Source organism: Pseudomonas sp. dw_358 (assembly GCF_018449655.1).
Lineage (GTDB): Bacteria > Pseudomonadota > Gammaproteobacteria > Pseudomonadales > Pseudomonadaceae > Aquipseudomonas.
Map to the genome: position 1 here is coordinate 54,588 of NZ_JAAVUX010000007.1, position 21,944 is coordinate 76,531.

At 62.0% G+C, this 21,944-nt stretch carries 19 protein-coding genes; 13 read left to right on the forward strand and 6 right to left on the reverse strand.

Going from position 1 to position 21,944, the window contains the following annotated elements:
- The first annotated feature begins 16 nt into the window (after positions 1–16).
- The gene (locus HB675_RS12625) at positions 17–766 is read left to right on the forward strand and encodes a secretin N-terminal domain-containing protein (RefSeq protein ID WP_213878660.1); all 750 of its coding nucleotides are present in this window, start codon (positions 17–19) and stop codon (positions 764–766) included.
- A gap of 260 nt (positions 767–1,026) precedes the next feature.
- The gene (gene aceA / locus HB675_RS12630; RefSeq protein ID WP_213878661.1) at positions 1,027–2,352 is read left to right on the forward strand and encodes an isocitrate lyase; all 1,326 of its coding nucleotides are present in this window, start codon (positions 1,027–1,029) and stop codon (positions 2,350–2,352) included.
- Positions 2,353–2,419: 67 nt separating this feature from the next.
- Here the strand turns inward: aceA and HB675_RS12635 are convergent, their stop codons facing one another.
- The 6 genes from HB675_RS12635 to HB675_RS12660 form a co-directional block, all read right to left on the reverse strand.
- Positions 2,420–3,082 carry a DUF1120 domain-containing protein gene (locus HB675_RS12635; RefSeq protein ID WP_213878662.1) on the reverse strand — a complete coding sequence of 221 codons (663 nt, stop codon included), beginning with the start codon at positions 3,080–3,082 and terminating at the stop codon, positions 2,420–2,422.
- 92 nt (positions 3,083–3,174) lie between these two features.
- A complete protein-coding gene (locus HB675_RS12640; RefSeq protein WP_213878663.1) occupies positions 3,175–4,302 on the reverse strand; it encodes a DUF1120 domain-containing protein in 1,128 nt (375 codons plus the stop codon).
- Between the two features lie 5 nt (positions 4,303–4,307).
- A complete protein-coding gene (locus HB675_RS12645) occupies positions 4,308–6,752 on the reverse strand; it encodes a fimbria/pilus outer membrane usher protein (RefSeq protein ID WP_213878664.1) in 2,445 nt (814 codons plus the stop codon).
- Between the two features lie 10 nt (positions 6,753–6,762).
- Complete coding sequence (locus tag HB675_RS12650) at positions 6,763–7,458, reverse strand: fimbria/pilus chaperone family protein (RefSeq protein WP_256737532.1); 696 nt, start codon at positions 7,456–7,458, stop codon at positions 6,763–6,765.
- A 322-nt stretch (positions 7,459–7,780) separates the two neighbouring features.
- Positions 7,781–8,461, reverse strand: a complete 681-nt coding sequence (locus HB675_RS12655; protein WP_213878666.1) for a DUF1120 domain-containing protein — start codon at positions 8,459–8,461, stop codon at positions 7,781–7,783.
- A 388-nt stretch (positions 8,462–8,849) separates the two neighbouring features.
- Positions 8,850–9,521 (reverse strand): DUF1120 domain-containing protein, encoded by a 672-nt coding sequence (locus HB675_RS12660; protein ID WP_213878667.1) that lies wholly within the window; start codon positions 9,519–9,521, stop codon positions 8,850–8,852.
- A gap of 526 nt (positions 9,522–10,047) precedes the next feature.
- Here HB675_RS12660 and HB675_RS12665 point away from each other — a divergent pair.
- The 11 genes from HB675_RS12665 to nuoL all read left to right on the forward strand — a co-directional run bounded on the left by HB675_RS12665 (position 10,048) and on the right by nuoL (position 21,942).
- Entirely contained in the window at positions 10,048–10,461 is a 414-nt protein-coding gene (locus HB675_RS12665) for an NADH-quinone oxidoreductase subunit A (protein ID WP_213878668.1), read from the forward strand.
- 10 nt (positions 10,462–10,471) lie between these two features.
- Positions 10,472–11,146, forward strand: a complete 675-nt coding sequence (locus HB675_RS12670) for an NADH-quinone oxidoreductase subunit B (RefSeq protein WP_213878669.1) — start codon at positions 10,472–10,474, stop codon at positions 11,144–11,146.
- Positions 11,147–11,218: 72 nt separating this feature from the next.
- Positions 11,219–13,006 carry an NADH-quinone oxidoreductase subunit C/D gene (gene nuoC, locus HB675_RS12675; protein WP_213878670.1) on the forward strand — a complete coding sequence of 596 codons (1,788 nt, stop codon included), beginning with the start codon at positions 11,219–11,221 and terminating at the stop codon, positions 13,004–13,006.
- Positions 13,007–13,008: 2 nt separating this feature from the next.
- Entirely contained in the window at positions 13,009–13,506 is a 498-nt protein-coding gene (nuoE, locus tag HB675_RS12680; RefSeq protein WP_213878671.1) for an NADH-quinone oxidoreductase subunit NuoE, read from the forward strand.
- Positions 13,503–14,861 (forward strand): NADH-quinone oxidoreductase subunit NuoF, encoded by a 1,359-nt coding sequence (gene nuoF, locus HB675_RS12685; protein ID WP_213878672.1) that lies wholly within the window; start codon positions 13,503–13,505, stop codon positions 14,859–14,861. The genes nuoE and nuoF overlap by 4 nt, the downstream gene beginning before the upstream one ends.
- A gap of 130 nt (positions 14,862–14,991) precedes the next feature.
- Positions 14,992–17,709 (forward strand): NADH-quinone oxidoreductase subunit NuoG, encoded by a 2,718-nt coding sequence (gene nuoG, locus HB675_RS12690; protein ID WP_213878673.1) that lies wholly within the window; start codon positions 14,992–14,994, stop codon positions 17,707–17,709.
- Complete coding sequence (gene nuoH, locus HB675_RS12695) at positions 17,706–18,713, forward strand: NADH-quinone oxidoreductase subunit NuoH (protein WP_213878674.1); 1,008 nt, start codon at positions 17,706–17,708, stop codon at positions 18,711–18,713. The genes nuoG and nuoH overlap by 4 nt, the downstream gene beginning before the upstream one ends.
- Positions 18,714–18,724: 11 nt before the next feature.
- Positions 18,725–19,273, forward strand: a complete 549-nt coding sequence (gene nuoI / locus HB675_RS12700) for an NADH-quinone oxidoreductase subunit NuoI (RefSeq protein ID WP_213878675.1) — start codon at positions 18,725–18,727, stop codon at positions 19,271–19,273.
- Positions 19,274–19,282: 9 nt separating this feature from the next.
- Positions 19,283–19,783 carry an NADH-quinone oxidoreductase subunit J gene (nuoJ, locus tag HB675_RS12705; protein WP_213878676.1) on the forward strand — a complete coding sequence of 167 codons (501 nt, stop codon included), beginning with the start codon at positions 19,283–19,285 and terminating at the stop codon, positions 19,781–19,783.
- A 3-nt stretch (positions 19,784–19,786) separates the two neighbouring features.
- Complete coding sequence (nuoK, locus tag HB675_RS12710) at positions 19,787–20,095, forward strand: NADH-quinone oxidoreductase subunit NuoK (protein ID WP_213878677.1); 309 nt, start codon at positions 19,787–19,789, stop codon at positions 20,093–20,095.
- Positions 20,092–21,942, forward strand: a complete 1,851-nt coding sequence (nuoL, locus tag HB675_RS12715; RefSeq protein WP_213878678.1) for an NADH-quinone oxidoreductase subunit L — start codon at positions 20,092–20,094, stop codon at positions 21,940–21,942. The genes nuoK and nuoL overlap by 4 nt, the downstream gene beginning before the upstream one ends.
- The last annotated feature ends 2 nt before the right edge of the window (positions 21,943–21,944 follow it).

Sequence of the window (21,944 nt, forward strand, 5' to 3'; positions counted from 1 at the left end):
CGCGGAGATAACGGATATGCTGCGCTCCCTGCTTGCCATTCTGCTGTTGGCCCTGTGCTTGCCTGCGCTGGCCGCCACCCAGGTCATTCCCCTCAATTACCGCACCGCCGACGACATGTTGCCCATCGCGCGCAACTTCATCGGTCGCGACGGCAATGTCAGCGCCTACGGTAACCAACTCATCATCAACGCCGACCCTGCGCGAATCGCCGACCTCACTGCCCTCCTCGGCCAGCTCGACAAGCCTGCTCGCCGGCTACTGATCAGCGTCGACACCAGCGACAGCAACGATCAGAACAGCGGCGGCTATTCCGTCAACGGCAACCAGGGCCGGGTTATTCAATACGGCACGGCCAACCGCACCGGCGGCGTGCAACAGGTGCAGGCCAGCGAAGGCACCCCGGCTCTGATTCAAGTGGGTCAAAGCGTGCCGCTGACCAGCAGCCAGACCGACAGTTACGGCTACTCGCAGAACTCCACCCAGTACCGCAACGTCACCCAGGGTTTTTACGTTACGGCCAGCGTGACCGGGGACATTGTTCACCTGAGTATCAGCACCAATAACGACCGAATGAACCAGCAAACACCCGATGTAGTGGATATCCAGAGCACCGACACAAACGTCAGTGGCAAGCTTGGCGAGTGGATTACCCTGGCCGGAACCAATGAGCAAAGCCAAGCCAACCGCAGCGGCTTCAGCCGCCAATATTCCACGCAGGGCAGGAAAGACATGACGTTGAAGGTCAAAGTCGATGCGCTGGACTGAAGACCTCCTAATACACAACCGACCGTCCAGTCCCGACTGAAAACCCAGAAAATGACCCGAGGGTCGAGAATCTGCGAAATATGTAGTGCTTTTTATTTTTCACTACATTTCCGTTGACGCCCTGAAACCCCGCAGGCATGATGGCCTCGCTCCCGCCAGATCCGGTCGTGAGCGGCGCTCCGGCCACGCACCGGAGCACCGCCAGCGCTGGACGGCCGGAGCCGTTTTTTTACAAAAATCTACGGGACGAGGCATCTCCAATGGCACAGACACGCGAACAACAAATTGCCGCTATCGAAAAAGACTGGGCCGAGAATCCTCGCTGGATAGGCGTCACTCGCACCTACTCGGCCGCAGACGTTGTGCGCTTGCGCGGCTCGGTCCAGCCGGAACATACCTTCGCTCGCCTGGGCGCAGAAAAACTCTGGAACCTGGTGACCCAGGGCGCCAAGCCGTCGTTCCGTCCCGACAAGGACTTCGTCAACTGCATGGGCGCCCTGACCGGTGGCCAGGCCGTGCAGCAGGTCAAGGCTGGTATTCAGGCAATCTACCTGTCCGGCTGGCAGGTGGCCGCCGACAACAACTCGGCCGAGAGCATGTACCCCGACCAGTCGCTGTACCCCGTGGACTCGGTGCCTACCGTGGTCAAACGCATCAACAACTCGTTCCGCCGTGCCGACCAGATCCAGTGGAAAGCTGGCAAGAACCCAGGCGACGACGGCTACATCGACTACTTCGCGCCCATTGTCGCTGACGCAGAAGCCGGTTTCGGCGGTGTGCTCAATGCCTACGAGTTGATGAAGAGCATGATCGAAGCCGGCGCGGCAGGCGTGCACTTCGAAGACCAGCTAGCGTCGGTGAAGAAGTGCGGGCACATGGGCGGCAAGGTGCTCGTTCCTACTCAGGAAGCCGTGCAGAAACTGACCGCCGCACGCTTGGCCGCTGACGTGGCGGGCGTGCCAACGATCATCCTTGCGCGCACCGATGCCAACGCCGCCGACCTGCTGACGTCGGATTGCGACCCTTATGATCAGCCGTTCGTGACCGGCCAGCGCACCCAGGAAGGGTTCTATAAGGTGCGTGCCGGGTTGGATCAGGCGATCGCCCGCGGCCTGGCCTACGCGCCCTATGCCGACCTGATCTGGTGCGAAACCGCCAAGCCGGACCTGGCCGAAGCCCGCCGCTTCGCCGAGGCGATCAAGCGCGAGTACCCGGACCAGTTGCTGTCCTATAACTGCTCGCCGTCCTTCAACTGGAAGAAGAACCTGGACGATGCCACCATCGCCACGTTTCAGCGCGAGTTGTCAGCCATGGGTTACAAGCATCAGTTCATTACCCTGGCCGGTATTCACAACATGTGGCACAGCATGTTCAACCTGGCCCATGACTATGCCCGCAATGACATGACCGCCTACGTCAAACTTCAGGAACAGGAGTTTGCCGATGCGGCAAAGGGTTATACCTTCGTGGCGCATCAGCAGGAAGTGGGCACTGGGTACTTCGATGACATGACCACTGTGATTCAAGGCGGAAGTTCTTCGGTGACGGCACTGACCGGTTCGACGGAAGAAGAACAATTTCACTAAACATACGGGTCTGAAAAAACCGCCGATGGGCGGTTTTTTCAGTGCTGTTTTTGGCCGTAGCGCCGGGTCAAAGGTAAACCAACTCAAGCGTCGATTGGCCATTGATCTCGATCTCGTCTTCAAAGGTCATCCCCTGATCATGGGCAATACCAGCGCTGACCCTGATCACGCCCATCAAATCCGGTACCCCTCCGGGAGTCGTCGTGTTGCCAAACCCGACCATGTAGTTCTCGCTCAAGCGCTTGGAAATGTTGGGCAACCATCCACCGAAGAAAGAGGTCAGCACGTTGTACGGAAAGCCGGTGCCAGGATTGCGCGCAGCTTCATTCACTTCGACAATGTAACCGCCAATTTTGTGGCCATTCGAGTATCCGAGGCCATTGACGACCTCCGCGCGGTCATGAATGCGGCCGTTGTAGTCGGGTAAATCCAACAAGACACGGCTGGCAATATCGCGGCTGCCGAGGCGCAAAGCGAAGGCTGCCGGTGCAGTGCAGGTAATCCGAAACGGGGTTTCGATGGGCGGCAGCAGGGTGGTGCCGGTGCGGCTGACCCTGTTCGAGTCGATCTTGCCAAGGTTGAAAATTCCGCCGTTGATCAAGGCTAGATTACAGGCCTCAGGGGCAAGGGTAGCAGTTACGCCCAAACTGGCCTCAGTGGCAGCAGACGCAGTGCCAGCACAAACAAGCCCAAAAGACAAAGCCACTGCATGGAATGTGAACGTTTTCATGAAACACCTTTTTGAAATTAGCACATCAGCATCGCTGTGCGCACATGATAAGAAAGTAAAGAATGGCTAGAAGGAGACCGATCAATCGCTGTTCATAAATAAACAATCTCGATCGTCGCCGACCCATCCAGATCTATGTCCTCACTGACATCCAGGTCATTCATCGGCGCAATCAAGGGGGACACCTCGATGACACTGGTCAATTGCGCCAATTCGTCTGGCCCACCCGTGCCCGCCGTTCGGGCAAAACCAACCAGGCTGGCCTGCAGCAGGGGTACCTCCTGCCCCACACTGTCCCAGGTGGTGCTACCCCGAAGAGCCAGCAGCGCGGTTGCACCGCCCCAGTCATCGGCCTGGATCTCACTCAAGGCGAGGGCGTAATGCCCCACCGGGTTGCCCCCGCTGAGCCCCAGACCGAAATAGCCGTTGCCGTCGATCAGCGCCGAGCCATTGCGGTTGTCCACTGTGCCCAGGGCAAAGAGCGCCAGGGCGTCGCAATTGACGGTCAGTGTCACCCGCTGGGTGGGCAGCATGGTGGTTGTCGCCCGGTTGAACGTGCTCACCGAGCGCCGGCCATAATCGACCCGGCCACCGCTACTGAGCACCGGCGTGCAGGCCACCGGAATCAGGGTCGCAGTGAGACTTAGCTCTCGGCTCGCTTCCCCGGCGAAGGTTTCGATCAACGCCGGTGCCAGCCATTGGGTTTCGTCGCGCACGCGCGTGGCCGCCAGGGGCGCTAGCGCCGTGATGTCGATATGCGCCTGCAAGGAGGTGCCACGCACCACCCGGCCCTCCTTGACCGGCGCGACCCCGTGCTCCGGGCGCCAGTGCATGCTGCGGTCGGTACGACCGATCACACCACGGTTGACCCCGATCTCACCGAGGTCCACCGGCACGCCATCTACCACGGCATCGCGCACCCGCAGTTGATAGTGACCCTGTGGGCCGAACCTGAATCCCTCGCCGTCCTGGGCTGCGGCCCGGTAAAACAGGGTCAAGTCGCTCTCGACGTCACACTGCAAGTCCAGGCTCAAGGTGCGCTCGCCCAAGGTCGCGAGGTTGCCGTTGACCTGCAGGGTGTCTCGCTTGAGGGTGCCGAAATCAACGTCTGGCTGGCTTGACACCAAGGTGCACGCCGCCCATGCGGGTGCGGACCATAGTCCAGTGGCGGCCGCCAGCCCGAGCGCGAGCGAGGTGGCCGAAGCCTTGACAAGTGACATATCCATTACCTCGTGGCAGCGGCGCGGCAGATAGCCGGCACGGTTTCGTAAAGGCCGTCGGTGGTGACCTTGGCCGGCAAATCAAACTGCAATTGGCAGCGCGGCAACAGCGGGCTGCTGACGTACAGCCGGCCGATATCGACCGCATTGGCGATGAACACCGTCGCGTCGTCGCCCACCAGACCCAGCACCTCATCCTGTTCGTTGACCACCGAGGCACCGGCAGGCAGCGGTTCGCCAGAAGCACCGGTCGCCTGGAGCAGCACCCGACGGGTCACCGTCACGCCGAAGTCGAGCCTTTCGACCGCACCGCGGCCTGCACGCACTTGCTGCACACCCTCGTCCAGGTCCATGTTGCGCGGCAGCGAGCTGGGCAATACTTCGATAACATCGCGACGGTAGGCGCTGAGCCGCGGCACCACGGCACGCCCCTGCCCGTCAGTCCATACCGGTCCGCTCGGGGTCTGCACCCTGACACCGGCCGCCTCGCCCACCTTGACCACCGCAAAGGTATCGCCCACCGGATAGGCCGAGGGCGTGACGCCATCGCCCTGCACCACCAGGCCGCCACGCAGGCCGCCGTTGACACTGTGCAGGTCTTCACCGTCGCCGCTGTAACCCAGGTCCAGCTGGGCGTAGCGCGGGACCATGGAAACACCCGTGCTGAAGCCATCGCGGCCTGTGGTCAGGTTGCGGTCGGCGCTGACCCGATAACTCAGGGCATCGCTAGGCGCATCACTGAAACTGGTGCTGATGCGCTGGCGCTCGTTGCTGTCGCTGTAGGACGTGCGCAAGCGCTTGCGCCCGCCTAAGGGCACGCTGACGCTGGCGTACAACGCGGTACCGCCGCCACCGACCCTGCGCTCGTCCTCCCAGCTCGTGCGCGGGGTCAAGTCCCGCTCGGCGGTGAGCGTGACCGACGCATGCTTGAACGCCTTGGACCACGCGGCGCTCAGGCGGCTGCTGCTCGAACCGTCAAACTGCGACGACTGCGAATAAGCCGCACTGAAACTGCCCAAGCCGGTGTCGGACCAGCTCAGTCCGCCGTTCCACTGCCGCTGCGGGCGCAAATTGGCGCGCTCATCGCCCGTGCGGTAGGCGCTGTCCAGCAGCTCTCGATAACCTTGGCTCTGCTCGGTCAGGGCGCCGTTGATCGACCAGCCCTGACCCAGGTCCTGGCTGGCCGACAGCCGCGTCTGCACGCCGCTGACTCGTTCAGCGGCCGAGCGGGTCGCGACCAGGTCGGCGCGCACCTGTGCCCCGACCCACGGCTGGTGCCCAAGGCTGGCACCGGACGAGGTGTAGTTGTTCGACAGCATGGCGCCAGTGCTCAGGCTGGACTGGCGGCCCAAGGACCCGGTCCAGCCAGCGCTGACCACCGTGTCCTGCGGCGCATCGGCAAGGTTGCGCAACTGACCGACGCCCACTACATAGCCACTGCTCGGAGTCTCTATCCCCGCCTCGGCCGCCGAGACCGTGAACCCGTGGGTATTGCCGTCAGCTTCGATCACGGTGACGTCCAGGGCGCTGCGCTGGCTCACCCGCGGCACATCACGCAGCAGGAAAGGACCGCCGGGCACCACCGTGGTATAGATCAGGTTGTTGCCCTGGCGCACTTCCACCCGTGCCGGGCCCTGGGCAATCCCCTGCACCTGGGCCAGCTCACCCGGCGTGCGCAGGCCTTGCTCGTCCATCACCTGCACGCCGGTGATCTGCGCGCCGCTGAGCACCGGGTTACGCAGCTGGATTTCACCCACTTGCACCACGGCGCCGAGACCGGCAAAGGTTCTCTGGGCGTAGGCGTCAATGTGTTGCATCTGCGCAACGCCATTGCTATCGGTGTACAGCTGGTTGCTGCGCACGATCCAGTCGCCAGCGTTGAACCCCGCCTCCAGCCGCGCCGAGGTACTGCGGTTGCTGCCGTGGGCAGACTGGCTGGAAATGCCCAGCAATTCATAGTTGAAGACCCCGGCCACGCCACCCGAACTGAAACCACTGAGGTCACGGGGCGCCTCGCGCAGGGCTTCATCCGGTACCACCAGCTCGACCTCGCCAACCTCGGGGCGAAGATGCACCTGGGTCAATGCGAAGCGCCGAGTGAACGATGCGCAAGCCAGCGCCCCGTCGGATTCAGGCGATTTCAGGCCACCCGCTTGCAACAAGGCAGCATCGATGCACAGCTCGCCGTTGTCGTCGAAACGGGCGTTGACGCTGCCGCGTCCGCGCCCATTGACCACCAGTTTGACTTGATGGACACCCGGGCTGAAACGAGGTGCGGCGCTGAAATAATCCGCCAGTCGCGGATCAATACCGCGCTGGCGCAGGAGCTCGGCGTCAAACTCGGCGCGTTCTTGTACCGCCAGCGCCTCGCCGGCCCCCAGCGAAAGTGCAAGGAGCAAACCCGCTCGCAGCGCCGCATCTCGCTCAGGGCTGTCAATTATCGAGAACATGCGGACACCCCTACTTCAGCGCGGCTTCATAAGCGTCCACGGCAAAACCGTAGACCGTTGCCGGATGCAGGCGCACGCTCTGGGCGCCCGCAACAGGGGTGGGCGTCTCCACGCTCAGGTGTTCACCCGGGAGGATATAAGTGCGCGGCAACCTGCCCTCGATGAGCGTTGGCAGCAGCGTGACCTGCTGTGACAGACGCACCACATACGGCGTGTCGTTGCGCACCGTCAGCTGCCCGCTGTCAAGGCTCCACGCCAGCGCGGTCCAAGGCTGCCGGTTCGGCGCCAGGCCTTTGGGATGAATGATCACCGGCAGGTTCTGGCGCACGCCCATGCCGATGCGAGCCGTGCCCTTGGCGTTCGGGTCGGTCTGGGCAATGCCTTCAAAGGTCACTCGCTTGAGCCGCTGGGTCTTCAAGGGGCCGTCTTCGGTGCGCAAGATGAAGCGCACCAGTTGGCTCTTGCCAGCGTCCACGCGGGAGACCGGGGGCGTGACCAGTAACAGCGGCTGGGTGTCTTCCGGAATGTTTTGTACCGTCACGTGCAACAGCGCCGTCTTGGCGTCGCTGTTGGTGACTTTGATCGTGGCCTCGCCTTGCGCTTCGTTGACGATCACCACGGAAGTTTCCGGGACCATGCCATCGGCGTGCGCCACACCACTGATACCTTGGGCCACCACCAGGGCGACAACTAACGCGCGCCACAGAGTTGAATGAAAAGAAGCATTAAGAAGTTGCACCGTAATTCCTCCCGCCCGCAGGCGAACCGTAACGATGTCCACCCGCAAACAGGATGGAACTGCCATCAGAGAGTGGCCAGACACACACTCGATTAATAAATACTGACTCAGTGAACACCGTGCTCTTTGCGAGCACTGCAACTGCGGCGCCGCGGCAACACTGGCGACGGGGAGGAAGAATAAAGAGAGGATACCGGGGGCGGTATCGGAAATTTCTGAAAGTCATGTACCTCTATTTTCAGTGACGCCAGCGCCCCGTTATCAACGAGGCGCAGCGCCGGGGCACAGGTCAGAGGTAGACCACCTCGAAGGTCACGTTGCCCTCCAGTTCCACTTCGTCCGACAAGGTCAACTTTTGCCTTGGGGCAATGAAGCCATGGACCCAGAGTGTTGTGGTCAGGTGGCTGAGGTAGCTCACTACGGCAGGGCCCGGTACGCCAAACGCCAGGTAGTTGTCGCCGTGGCTGAACCTGTAACCGGCCCATGGGTCATCGGCGCCCCCCCCCGGATCAAGGTCCACCGGAATGCCAGTCCAGGTGATTTTGTCAGTCGAGCCGAGGGCGAGCACAGAGACGCCATCGCCCATAAGATCCCCTCGATTGAGCCGAACGGTGTAATAACCGATGGGTTCGCCGCTGTCGGTGAGGCCAAGACCATAATAGTTATCGCCTTTGCGATAAGCGCTGCCGAGGGCATTGTCCACCGCGCTCAAGGCGAATAACGTTGGCGCATCACAGTGCACGTCCAAGGTCGTAATATCCTCGCCCACATCGGTCTCCTCGGTGAGACTCAAGTCACGCGAAAGATGGGCGCCAAGATCGACAAAGTCGTAGGCAAGCGTGATTTCACAGGCGCGCGGCGAAAGTATGCCGGTGACCGAGAGGTCAGCCGCGGTCGCCGCAAATGCAGCGGAACCTGCCATAAGACTGACACCCAGGAGCGCGCTTGACGCCGTTTTTTGAATGTTCATTTTCAGACCTGCAATAGAATGAGCATGGGCATGTGCCCGGGCGCAGCGACAGCTCGAAACGATAATTGGAAAGCGAAGGAGAAGGCTGCAGAAGCGGCAAGGATAAATAACGTGCAACACCGCGTATCTAGGAAAATTCTTGAATGATTGGCAATACGGACCCATGGCCGTAGGGAACAACAGGAAAAAAACCGGCGCCTCTCATGAACCTAAGTGTGTTGGCGCGGGAAAGTAACGAGCGCAACACTCAGGGCCATTGTGAAAACATCGTGACACGATCAACCGGTCACTTATCCATCAAGCATTTTAGATTGAACAAGGGCCCGATCCAAACGACCGGGCCCTCTTTCAATGCTGCCATCCAACGGCTGCGACAGCCTGCCGGGGATTACAAGTACATCACCTCGATGGTCGCGCTGCCGTCAAGTTCGATATCATCATTCAGGTTCAAGTCTGAGGTGGGGGCAACGAAGGTCCGCACTTGCAAGGTACCGTTCAGCTCGGTGATCTCCTTGACGCCTGCGGCCACCGTCTCGCCGAATGCCAGGTAGTTGGCCCCGTGGTTCAAGGCAGGACCCGTCACAGCACCTGGACCGGCGTCAGGTGCTGTCGAGGCTTCGGCCCAGGTGGCCTTGTCGACGGACGCCAGCCCCAAGACCGATGTGCCGTCGGCGTCCAAAGTGCTGCCGTTGAAGCGCATGGAGAAATAGCCGATCTTCGCATCCCCCTCGGCAAAGCCCAGACCGAACGAGGCCGAGTCGTCACGCAGGGCGCTGCCAGCGCCGTTATCGACGGTGGCCAGGGTAAACCTGGCCGGTGCATCGCACAGCACATTCAGGTCGACCGTATCGGAGCGCAACTCGTTGATGACAGTGGCGCTCAAGGCCTTGGAGTTGATGTTGCCCAGATCCACAGTGTATTTACTCAACGTGATATCACAGGCCGTCGGGGTAATGGTGCCGATAACGGACAAGTCGACGGATTCATCGGCAAAAACGCCGGAAGTGGCGGCGAGGCCCAGACCCAATACCACACCGAGACTGATTTTTTTAAATGTCATGTTCATAAACCTTTATCAATACCGCACGCAACGTGCAGAGCAGGGATGTCAGAGCCGCAGTCTTCATAAGGAAGTGCGGCACAGGCAAGCCAAGATAAAGAACCCGAAGCAAAGAGTCTTTAGGACAACTCCTAAAGCAGGAGCAACCTGCTCAAACGCCCTGCCACCGGTCGTCCCTGCACGACGGACCGGAACCTTGACACAGCGCAATGCCAGTCACCACGACAACGCCCCCCTGAATGGCGAACGACAAGCTAAGCAACAGACGCTATTGATTATCATTTATCATACAGGCTCGCTTCATGAATATTTTTTCTTGAACGCCGATCCCCCACACATTCCGCTGGCTTGAGCTACATTGAGAGTCACTATGTACGTAATGCTACGAATTAATTTGCTTAGATAAATTTACTTGCCGGCGCTTTACCCATAAAATCGCTTCCGATTGCTTCACTGCGACATTTCGTCACTGCGACATCACATTCACTCACGGTGGGCCAGAGCCCTCCGTTAAGGATTTCGAGAGATGCCCGATTCGACTGCACTGATCGCCCACAATTGGGGCTTTGCCGTTTTTCTTCTGGGTGTCATCGGTTTGTGCGCCTTCATGCTCGGGCTTTCCAGCCTGCTGGGCGGCAAGGCTTTCGGGCGAAGCAAGAACGAACCTTTTGAATCCGGCATGCTGCCGGTCGGCAGCGCCCGTCTGCGCCTCTCTGCCAAATTCTATCTGGTCGCGATGCTGTTCGTGATCTTCGATATCGAAGCCCTCTTTCTCTTTGCCTGGTCAGTGTCCGTCCGCGAAAGCGGCTGGGCCGGATTCGTCGAAGCATTCGTTTTCATAGCAATTCTGTTGGCAGGACTTGTCTACCTTTGGCGGGTGGGGGCTCTCGACTGGGCGCCCGAAGGTCGCCGCAAGCGGCAAGCGATGCTGAAACAATGAGGCTTTGGCAATGCAATACAATCTCACCAGGATCGACCCGGATGCGCCTAACGAGCAGTATCCAATCGGCAAGCGCGAAACCGTTTCCGACCCGCTAGAAGACCAGGTTCACAAGAACATCTTCATGGGCAAACTTGAAGATGTGCTCAGTGGTGCGGTCAACTGGGGGCGTAAAAACTCCTTGTGGCCTTACAACTTCGGCCTGTCCTGCTGCTACGTGGAAATGACCACGGCCTTCACGGCACCCCATGACATCGCCCGTTTCGGTGCCGAAGTCATCCGGGCGTCACCGCGCCAGGCCGATTTCATGGTCATCGCCGGTACCTGCTTCATCAAGATGGCGCCGATCATTCAGCGCCTGTACGAGCAGATGCTGGAGCCCAAGTGGGTGATCTCCATGGGCTCGTGCGCCAACTCCGGTGGCATGTACGACATTTACTCGGTCGTTCAGGGCGTGGACAAGTTCCTGCCCGTGGACGTCTACGTGCCCGGCTGCCCGCCTCGTCCCGAGGCCTTTCTGCAAGGCTTGATGCTGTTGCAGGAATCCATCGGACAAGAGCGGCGACCGCTTTCCTGGGTCGTGGGTGACCAAGGCGTGTACCGCGCTGAGATGCCCTCGCAAAAGGAACAGCGGCGCGAACAGCGTATTGCTGTGACCAACCTGCGCAGCCCCGACGAAGTCTGATCCGTTCTGGTTTCACAAGAACCGCGAAGAACCCGGATTCATTCTCACCGTTGACCGATAGCGACCGAGACCATGACAAAAGCGGACACCGCTCTGTATATCCCGCCCTACAAGGCTGACGACCAGGATGTGGTCGTTGAGTTGAACAACGAGTTCGGCCCCGAGACCTTCGGCGCTCAGGAAACCCGCACCGGCATGCCGGTGTTGTGGGTGGCCCGTGCCAAGCTGGTTCAGGTGTTGACCTTCCTGCGCAACACTGCCAAGCCCTACAGTCTGCTGTACGACCTGCACGCCGTCGACGAGCGCCTGCGCACCCACCGTCGGGCCGTGCCTGCCGCCAGCGACTTCACCGTGTTCTATCACCTGCTCTCGGTGGAGCGAAACAGCGACGTGATGCTCAAGGTGGCCCTCGATGAAGGCGACCTCAACCTGCCCACCGTCACCGGGATCTGGCCCAACGCCAACTGGTACGAGCGGGAAGTCTGGGACATGTTCGGCATCGACTTTGCCGGCCACCCCCACTTGTCGCGCATCCTGATGCCGCCGACCTGGGAAGGTCACCCGCTGCGCAAGGATTACCCGGCTCGGGCGACCGAATTCGACCCCTACAGCCTGACCTTGGCCAAGCAACAGCTGGAAGAAGAAGCCGCGCGCTTCAAGCCGGAAGACTGGGGCATGAAGCGTTCCGCCACGAACGAGGACTACATGTTCCTCAACCTGGGCCCGAACCACCCTTCGGCCCACGGTGCATTCCGTATCATCCTGCAGCTGGACGGCGAAGAAATCGTCGACTGTGTGCCCGACATCGGCTACCACCACCGTGGCGCCGAAAAAATGGCCGAGCGCCAGTCCTGGCACAGCTTCATTCCTTACACCGACCGCATCGACTACCTGGGCGGGGTGATGAACAACCTGCCCTACGTGCTGGCGGTGGAAAAGCTCGCCGGCATCAAGGTGCCACAGAAGGTCGACACCATCCGCATCATGATGGCCGAGTTCTTCCGCATCACCAGCCACCTGCTGTTCCTGGGCACCTACATCCAGGACGTCGGCGCCATGACTCCGGTGTTCTTCACCTTCACCGACCGGCAGAAAGCCTACACGGTGATCGAGGCCATCACCGGTTTTCGCCTGCACCCGGCCTGGTACCGCATCGGCGGTGTGGCCCACGACCTGCCCCGCGGTTGGGACAAGCTGGTCAAGGACTTCGTCGAGTGGCTGCCCAAGCGCCTGGACGAATACACCAAGGCGGCGTTGCAGAACAGCATCCTCAAGGGCCGTACCGTGGGCGTGGCCGCCTACAACACCAAAGAGGCCCTGGAGTGGGGCGTCACTGGTGCCGGCCTGCGCTCCACCGGTTGCGACTTTGACCTGCGCAAGGCGCGCCCCTACTCGGGCTACGAAAACTTCGAATTCGAAGTGCCGCTGGCCGTCAACGGCGACGCCTACGACCGCTGCATGGTCCGCGTCGAGGAAATGCGCCAGAGCATCAAGATCATCGACCAGTGCATGCGCAACATGCCCGAAGGCCCGTACAAGGCGGATCACCCGCTGACCACGCCGCCGCCCAAGGAGCGCACCCTGCAGCACATCGAGACCTTGATCACGCACTTCCTGCAGGTTTCATGGGGCCCGGTAATGCCGGCCAACGAATCCTTCCAGATGATCGAAGCGACCAAGGGCATCAACAGTTATTACCTGACGAGCGACGGCGGCACCATGAGCTACCGTACCCGGATACGCACCCCAAGCTACCCGCACCTGCAGCAGATCCCTTCGGTGATCAAAGGCAGCATGGTCGCGGACTTGATCGCGTACCTGGGTAGTATCGATTTCGTTATGGCCGACGTGGACCGTTAAGCATGAACAGCACGCTTATCCAGACTGACCGTTTCGCCCTGAGCGAAACCGAACGCTCGGCCATAGAGCACGAGCTGCATCACTACGAGGATCCGCGCGCGGCGTCCATCGAAGCCCTGAAGATCGTCCAGAAGGAGCGCGGCTGGGTGCCTGACGGCGCGATCTACGCCATCGGCGAGTTGATCGGCATCCCCGCCAGCGACGTCGAGGGCGTGGCCACCTTCTATAGCCAGATCTTCCGCCAGCCCGTGGGCCGGCACATCATCCGCGTGTGCAACAGCATGGTCTGCTTCATCGGCGGCCATGAAGCGGTGGTCAGCGAGATCAAGAACACCCTGGGTATTGCCCCTGGCGAAACCACCAGCGACGGGCGTTTCACCCTGCTGCCGGTGTGCTGCCTGGGCAACTGCGACAAGGCCCCGGCCGTGATGGTCGATGACGATACCTTCGGTGACGTGCAGCCTTCCGGCGTCGCCCAGATGCTGGAGGCTTACCCATGACCCTGACTTCTTTCGGCCCCGCCAACCGCATCGCCCGCACCCCCGAGACGCACCCGCTGACCTGGCGCCTGCGCGACGACGGCGAGCCCGTGTGGCTCGACGAGTACCAGACCAAGGACGGCTACGCCGCCGCGCGCAAGGCTTTTGCCAATTCGGCGCCCGATGACATCGTGCAACTGGTCAAGGACTCCGGCCTCAAGGGCCGCGGCGGTGCGGGTTTCCCCACCGGGGTCAAATGGGGCCTGATGCCCAAGGACGACTCCCTCGATATCCGCTACCTGCTGTGCAACGCGGACGAGATGGAACCCAACACCTGGAAAGACCGCATGCTGATGGAGCAACTGCCCCATCTGTTGATCGAAGGCATGCTGATCAGCGCCCGTGCACTGAAGGCCTATCGTGGCTATATCTTTCTGCGCGGCGAATACGTCACCGCAGCCAAACACCTGAACCGCGCCGTGGCCGAAGCCAAGGCCGCGGGCTTGCTCGGCAAGAACATCCTCGGCACCGGCTTCGATTTCGAGCTGTTCGTCCACACCGGCGCTGGACGTTACATCTGCGGCGAAGAGACCGCACTGATCAACTCCCTCGAAGGCCGCCGCGCCAACCCGCGCTCCAAGCCACCCTTCCCCGCCGCCGTCGGCGTGTGGGGCAAGCCGACGTGTGTGAACAACGTCGAAACCCTGTGCAACGTGCCGGCCATCATCGGCAACGGCAACGACTGGTACAAGTCCCTGGCCCGTGAAGGCAGCGAAGATCACGGCACCAAGCTGATGGGCTTCTCCGGCAAGGTCAAGAACCCCGGCCTCTGGGAACTGCCCTTCGGCCTGCCGGCCCGCGAGCTGTTCGAAGACTACGCCGGCGGCATGCGCGACGGCTTCAAGCTCAAGGCCTGGCAACCGGGCGGTGCCGGCACCGGCTTCCTGCTGCCGGAACACCTGGACTGCCAGTTCTACGCCGGCGGCGTGGCCAAGGTCGGTACCCGAATGGGTACTGGCCTGGCCATGGCCGTGGACGAGAGCGTCAACATGGTTTCCCTGCTGCGCAACATGGAAGAGTTCTTTTCCCAGGAATCGTGCGGTTTCTGCACCCCCTGCCGCGACGGCTTGCCATGGAGCGTGAAGATCCTGCGTGCCCTTGAAAAAGGCGAAGGGCGTCAGGGCGACATCGAAACCTTGCTCGGCCTGGTCGGTTTCCTCGGCCCCGGCAAGACCTTTTGCGCCCACGCACCCGGTGCCGTGGAGCCCTTGGGCAGCGCCATCAAATATTTCCGCTCGGAGTTCGAGGCCGGCATCGCGCCGACGCCCCCGGGCAGCCTGACCCAGGTCGTGAGTGCGACCATGGTGGGTGCATAACCGCTTTTGCGGGCCGGCCGGCACAACCGGCGGGCCACTGCTCGAGACGCCATCACGTGCGCCGGGCGCATAACAAGATTTCCATTAGCCACGCCCGCCCACCAAGCGGGCCAACGAAGACCTTTGAACCATGGCCACTATCCACGTAGACGGCAAAGCGCTCGAAGTCGATGGCGCAGACAACCTGTTACAGGCCTGTCTGTCGCTGGGCCTCGATATCCCCTACTTCTGCTGGCACCCCGCGCTCGGGAGCGTCGGGGCCTGCCGCCAGTGCGCAGTCAAGCAATACAGCGACGAAAACGACAAGCGCGGCCGCATTGTCATGTCCTGCATGACCCCGGCCACCGACGGCAGCTGGATCTCCATCGATGATGAAGAGGCGAAAGTGTTTCGCGCCAGCGTCGTCGAATGGCTGATGACCAACCACCCTCACGACTGCCCGGTCTGCGAAGAAGGCGGCCACTGCCACCTGCAAGACATGACCGTGATGACCGGTCACAACGAACGCCGCTACCGCTTCACCAAGCGCACTCACCAGAACCAGGACCTCGGTCCTTTCGTCGCCCACGAAATGAACCGCTGCATCGCCTGCTATCGCTGCGTGCGTTTCTATAAAGACTACGCGGGCGGCACCGACCTGGGCGTCTATGGCGCCCACGACAACGTTTATTTCGGCCGGGTCGAAGACGGTGCGCTGGAAAGTGAATTCTCCGGCAACCTCACCGAGGTCTGCCCCACGGGTGTGTTCACCGACAAGACCCACTCCGAACGCTACAACCGCAAGTGGGACATGCAGTTTGCCCCGAGCATCTGCCATGGCTGCTCCAGCGGCTGCAACATCAGCCCCGGCGAGCGCTACGGTGAGCTGCGCCGCATCGAGAACCGTTTCAACGGTTCGGTAAACCAGTATTTCCTGTGCGACCGTGGCCGTTTTGGTTACGGCTACGTCAACCGCAAGGACCGCCCCCGCCAGCCGCTGCTGCGCGAGGGTACGCTCAAGCTGAGCCTCGACGGCGCCCTGGACAAGGCCGCCGAGCTGCTGCGCGGGCGTAACATCGTCGGCATCGGCTCGCCCCGTGCCAGCCTGGAAAGCAACTACGCCCTGCGCGAACTGGTGGGCGCCGAGCACTTCTACAGCGGCATCGAAGCCGGCGAACTGGAGCGTATCCGCCTGGTCCTGCGAGTGCTCAACGACAGTCCGCTGCCCGTGCCGAATCTGCGCGATATCGAAGACCACGACGCGGTATTTGTCCTCGGCGAAGACCTGACCCAGACTGCCGCGCGCATGGCCTTGAGTCTGCGCCAGTCGGTCAAGGGCAAGGCCGAGGCCATGGCCGACGCCATGCGCGTACAGCCTTGGCTCGATGCCGCAGTGAAGAACATCGGCCAGCACGCCATGTACCCGCTGTTCATTGTGAGCCTGACCGACACCCGTCTTGATGACGTCGCCGAAGAATGCGTGCACGCCGCCCCCGACGACCTCGCCCGCCTCGGTTTTGCCGTGGCCCATGCCATCGACGCCAGCGCCCCGGCCGTGACCGGCCTGGACAGCGATGCGCTGGACCTGGCCCAACGCATCGCCGACGCCCTGCTCGCCGCCAAGCGCCCGCTGATTGTCAGCGGTACTTCGCTGGCGTGCACGGCGTTGATCGAAGCCGCAGGCAACATCGCCAAGGCCCTGGCCCTGCGCGAAAAAGCCGGCTCCCTGAGCTTGATCGTGCCCGAAGCCAACAGCCTGGGCCTGGCCATGCTCGGCGGCGACTCCGCCGACGCCGCGTTGCAAGCAGTGATCGACGGCCACGCCGACGCGCTGGTGGTGCTGGAAAACGATCTGTACACCCGCCTCGACGCCGCCAAGGTCGACGCCGCCATCAACGTTGCCAAGGTGCTGATCGTTGCCGATCACCAGCACACCCGCACCGTCGAGAAAGCCCACCTGGTGTTGCCGGCCGCCAGCTTCGCCGAAGGCGACGGCACCCTGGTCAGCGCCGAAGGGCGCGCCCAGCGCTTCTTCCAGGTGTTCGACCCGCAATACCTCGATGCCGGCATCCTGGTGCACGAAGGCTGGCGCTGGCTGCATGCCCTGCGCGCCACCTTGCTGGGCAAGCCGGTGGACTGGACCCAGCTGGACCACGTCACCGCCGCCGTCGCCGGCAGCCAGCCGCAGCTGGCGCGCATTGTCGACGCAGCGCCTTCGGCCTCATTCCGCATCAAGGGCCTGAAACTGGCCCGCGAACCGCTGCGCTACAGCGGCCGCACGGCCATGCGTGCCAACATCAGCGTGCATGAGCCGCGCACCCCGCAGGATGGCGACACCGCGTTTGCCTTCTCCATGGAAGGCTACTCGGGCTCGGTCGAGCCGCGCCAACAGGTGCCGTTCGCCTGGTCGCCGGGCTGGAACTCGCCGCAAGCCTGGAACAAGTTTCAGGATGAAGTCGGTGGTCACCTGCGCGCAGGCGATCCCGGCACCCGCCTGATCGAAAGCAGCGGTGACAAGTTGGGCTGGTTCAGCGCCATTCCCGGTGCCTTCGCGCCCGCTCGCGGCACCTGGCAAGCCGTGCCGCTCTACCACTTGTTCGGTTCCGAAGAGACTTCTTCGCGGGCCGCTCCCGTGCAAGAACGCATCCCGGCGGCCTATGTCGCGCTGGCCAAGTCCGAAGCCGACCGCCTGGGGGTCAACGACGGTGCGCTGCTGAGCCTGACCGTCAACGGCCAGGCCTTGCGGCTGCCGCTGCGTGTCGACGAGGAATTAGGCGCGGGCTTGGTCGGTCTGCCTTCAGGGCTGGCCGGTATTCCGCCGGTGTTCGCCGGTGCCAGCGTTGAAGGCCTGCAGGAGGCAGCACAATGACGTGGTTTACCCCTGAAGTGATCGACGCGATCATCGCGGCCCTGAAGGCCATTGTGATCCTGTTGGCCGTGGTGGTCGGTGGTGCCTTGCTCAGCTTCGTCGAACGCCGCCTGCTGGGCTGGTGGCAGGACCGGTATGGCCCGAACCGGGTCGGCCCGTTCGGCATGTTCCAGATCGCCGCCGACATGCTGAAGATGTTCTTCAAGGAAGACTGGAACCCGCCCTTCGTCGACAAGGTGATCTTCACCCTGGCGCCGGTGGTGGCCATGTCCGCCTTGCTGATCGCCTTCTCGGTCATTCCGGTCACCCAGACCTGGGGCGTGGCCGACCTGAACATCGGTCTGCTGTTCTTCTTCGCCATGGCCGGTCTGTCGGTGTACGCGGTGCTGTTCGCCGGCTGGTCGAGCAACAACAAATTCGCCCTGCTCGGCAGCCTGCGGGCCTCGGCGCAGACGGTCTCCTATGAAGTGTTCATGGGCCTGGCGCTGATGGGCATCGTGGTCCAGGCAGGCTCGTTCAACATGCGCGACATCGTTGAATACCAGGCCCAGCACCTGTGGTTCATCATTCCGCAGTTCTTCGGCTTCTGCACGTTCTTCGTCGCGGGTGTGGCTGTGACTCACCGTCACCCCTTCGACCAACCCGAAGCGGAACAGGAACTGGCCGACGGCTACCACATCGAATACGCGGGCATGAAATGGGGCATGTTCTTCGTCGGTGAATACATCGGCATCATCCTCATCTCGGCGCTGCTGGTGACCCTGTTCTTCGGTGGCTGGCACGGGCCGTTCAACATCCTGCCGCAGTTGTCATTCCTGTGGTTTGTGCTGAAAACCGCGTTCTTCATCATGCTGTTCATCCTGTTGCGCGCCTCGATTCCGCGCCCACGCTATGACCAGGTGATGGACTTCAGCTGGAAGTTCTGCCTGCCGCTGACTCTGCTCAATTTGCTGGTGACCGCTGCGGTCGTGTTGCTCAACACGCCAGCTGTTGCGGCCCAGTGAGGATTTGACTCATGTTCAAATATATCGGCGACATCGTTAAGGGTACGGGTACCCAGCTGCGCAGCCTGATCATGGTTTTCGGCCATGGCTTTCGCAAGCGCGACACCCTGCAATATCCGGAAGAGGCGGTGTACCTGCCGCCACGCTACCGCGGTCGCATCGTCCTGACCCGCGACCCCGACGGCGAGGAGCGCTGCGTGGCCTGCAACCTGTGCGCGGTGGCTTGCCCGGTGGGCTGCATCTCGCTGCAGAAAGCCGAGACCGAAGACGGCCGCTGGTACCCGGACTTTTTCCGCATCAACTTCTCCCGCTGCATCTTTTGCGGCTTGTGCGAGGAAGCCTGCCCGACCACCGCGATCCAGCTCACGCCGGATTTCGAAATGGCCGAGTTCAAGCGTCAGGACCTGGTGTACGAAAAAGAAGATCTGCTGATCTCCGGCCCCGGCAAGAACCCTGACTACAACTTCTATCGCGTCGCCGGCATGGCCGTGGCCGGCAAGCCCAAAGGCGCCGCGCAGAACGAAGCCGAACCGATCAACGTGAAGAGCTTGCTCCCTTAAGGAAGAAAGATGGAATTCGCTTTCTATTTCGCATCCGGAGTTGCTGTCGTGTCCACCTTCAGGGTGATCACCAACAAAAACCCCGTGCACGCCCTGCTTTACCTGATCGTCTCCCTGATCGCCGTCGCCATGACCTTCTTCTCCTTGGGTGCGCCCTTCGCGGGCGTGCTGGAAGTGATCGCCTACGCCGGTGCCATCATGGTGTTGTTCGTCTTCGTGGTAATGATGCTCAATCTGGGGCCTGAGTCGGTGCAGCAGGAACGCACCTGGCTCAAGCCCGGCATCTGGGCCGGGCCCGTGTTCCTCGCCGGCATGCTGTTGTTCGAACTGCTGTACGTGCTGTTCAGCAGCGACAGCGGTGCGGCCATCGGCACCACCACCGTCAGCCCCAAGGCTGTCGGCGTCAGCCTGTTCGGGCCGTATCTGCTGGTGGTGGAGCTGGCCTCGATGTTGCTGCTCGCCGCCGCCGTCACGGCATTCCATCTTGGCCGTACCGAGGCGAAGGAGTAACCCATGCCCGCTATCCCTCTCGAACATGGCCTGGCGGTTGCCGGTATCCTGTTCTGCCTCGGCCTGACCGGCCTGATGGTCCGCCGCAACATTCTCTTCGTATTGATGAGCCTGGAAATCATGATGAACGCCTCGGCTCTGGCGTTCGTCGTGGCCGGTGCACGCTGGGGTCAGCCGGACGGACAGATCATGTTCATCCTGGTGATCAGCCTGGCAGCCGCCGAGGCCAGTATCGGCCTGGCGATCCTGCTGCAGCTGTACCGCCGCTTCCACACGCTTGATATCGACGCTGCCAGTGAGATGCGCGGATGAACCTGATCTTTCTGACCTTCGTATTTCCCCTCATCGGCTTCCTGCTGCTGTCGTTTTCCAGGGGACGCCTTTCCGAAAACCTCTCGGCGCTGATCGGCGTCGGCGCCGTCGGCCTGGCCGCGCTGTTTGCCTTCATCGCCATCTGGCAGTTCAACGTCTCCCCTCCCCCGGGCGGTGTGTACACTCAGGAGCTGTGGCGCTGGATGTCGGTGGACGGCTTCGAGCCGAACTTCACCCTGTACCTGGACGGCCTGTCGGTGACCATGCTCGGTGTGGTCACCGGGGTGGGCTTCCTGATTCACCTGTTCGCGTCGTGGTACATGCGTGGTGAAGAGGGTTACTCGCGGTTCTTCTCCTACACCAACCTGTTCATCGCCAGCATGCTGTTCCTGGTCCTGGCCGACAACCTGCTGTTCCTGTATCTGGGTTGGGAAGGCGTGGGGTTGTGCAGCTATCTGCTGATCGGCTTCTATTACAGCCATCGGGAAAACGGCAACGCCGCGCTCAAGGCGTTCATCGTGACGCGCATCGGTGACGTGTTCATGGCCATCGGCCTGTTCATCCTGTTCCAGCAACTGGGCACCTTGAACATCCAGGAACTGATGGTCCGTGCGCCGGCGCACTTCCAGGTCGGCGACTTCTGGATCGTCATGGCAACCTTGATGCTGCTGGGCGGCGCCGTGGGCAAATCCGCCCAGCTGCCGCTGCAGACCTGGCTGGCCGACGCCATGGCCGGCCCGACCCCGGTCTCGGCCCTGATCCACGCCGCCACCATGGTCACCGCCGGCGTCTACCTGATCGCCCGTACCCACGGCCTGTTTGCCCTGGCGCCGGACATCCTGCACCTGGTGGGCATCGTTGGAGGCGTGACCCTGGTGCTGGCCGGGTTTGCCGCGCTGGTGCAGACCGATATCAAGCGCATCCTCGCCTACTCGACCATGAGCCAGATCGGCTACATGTTCCTGGCCCTGGGCGTCGGCGCCTGGCAGGCGGCGATCTTCCACCTGATGACCCACGCATTCTTCAAGGCGCTGCTGTTCCTCGCCTCCGGCTCGGTGATTCTGGGTTGCCACCACGAACAGAACATCTTCAAGATGGGCGGGCTGTGGAAGAAGATGCCGTTGGCTTACGCCAGCTTCCTGGTGGGTGGCGCCGCACTGTCGGCCCTGCCGCTGATCACCGTCGGCTTCTACTCCAAGGACGAGATCCTCTGGGAAGCCTTCGCCAGCGGCAACACCCACCTGCTCTACGCTGGCCTGCTCGGCGCGTTCATGACCTCGATCTACACCTTCCGCCTGATCTTCATCACCTTCCATGGCAAGGCGCACACCGAGGCCCATGCCGGCCAAGGGATTTCCCACTGGCTGCCGCTGAGCGTGCTGATCGTGCTGTCGACATTCATCGGCGCCTGGATTCATCCGCCGCTGGCCGGCGTGTTGCCGGAAAGTGCCGGACACGGCGGAGGCGAAGCCAAGCACAGCCTGGAAATCGCCTCGGGCGCCATCGCCCTGGCGGGGATCCTGCTGGCTGCCGTGCTGTTCCTGGGCAAGCGTCGCGTGGCCACGGCCATCGCCCAGAGTGGCCCGGGGCGCTTCCTGTCGGCCTGGTGGTTTGCCGCCTGGGGCTTCGACTGGTTCTACGACAAAGTGCTGGTCAAGCCATACCTGGCCATCAGCCACATTCTGCGTCGCGATCCGCTGGACCAGACGATCGGCCTGATCCCGCGCCTGGCCAAGGCCGGCAACAGCGCCTTGAGCCGCACCGAAACCGGCCAGTTGCGCTGGTACGCGGTGTCCATGGCCGCCGGCGCGGTGCTGGTGCTCGGTGCCATCCTGGTGGCGGTATGAAC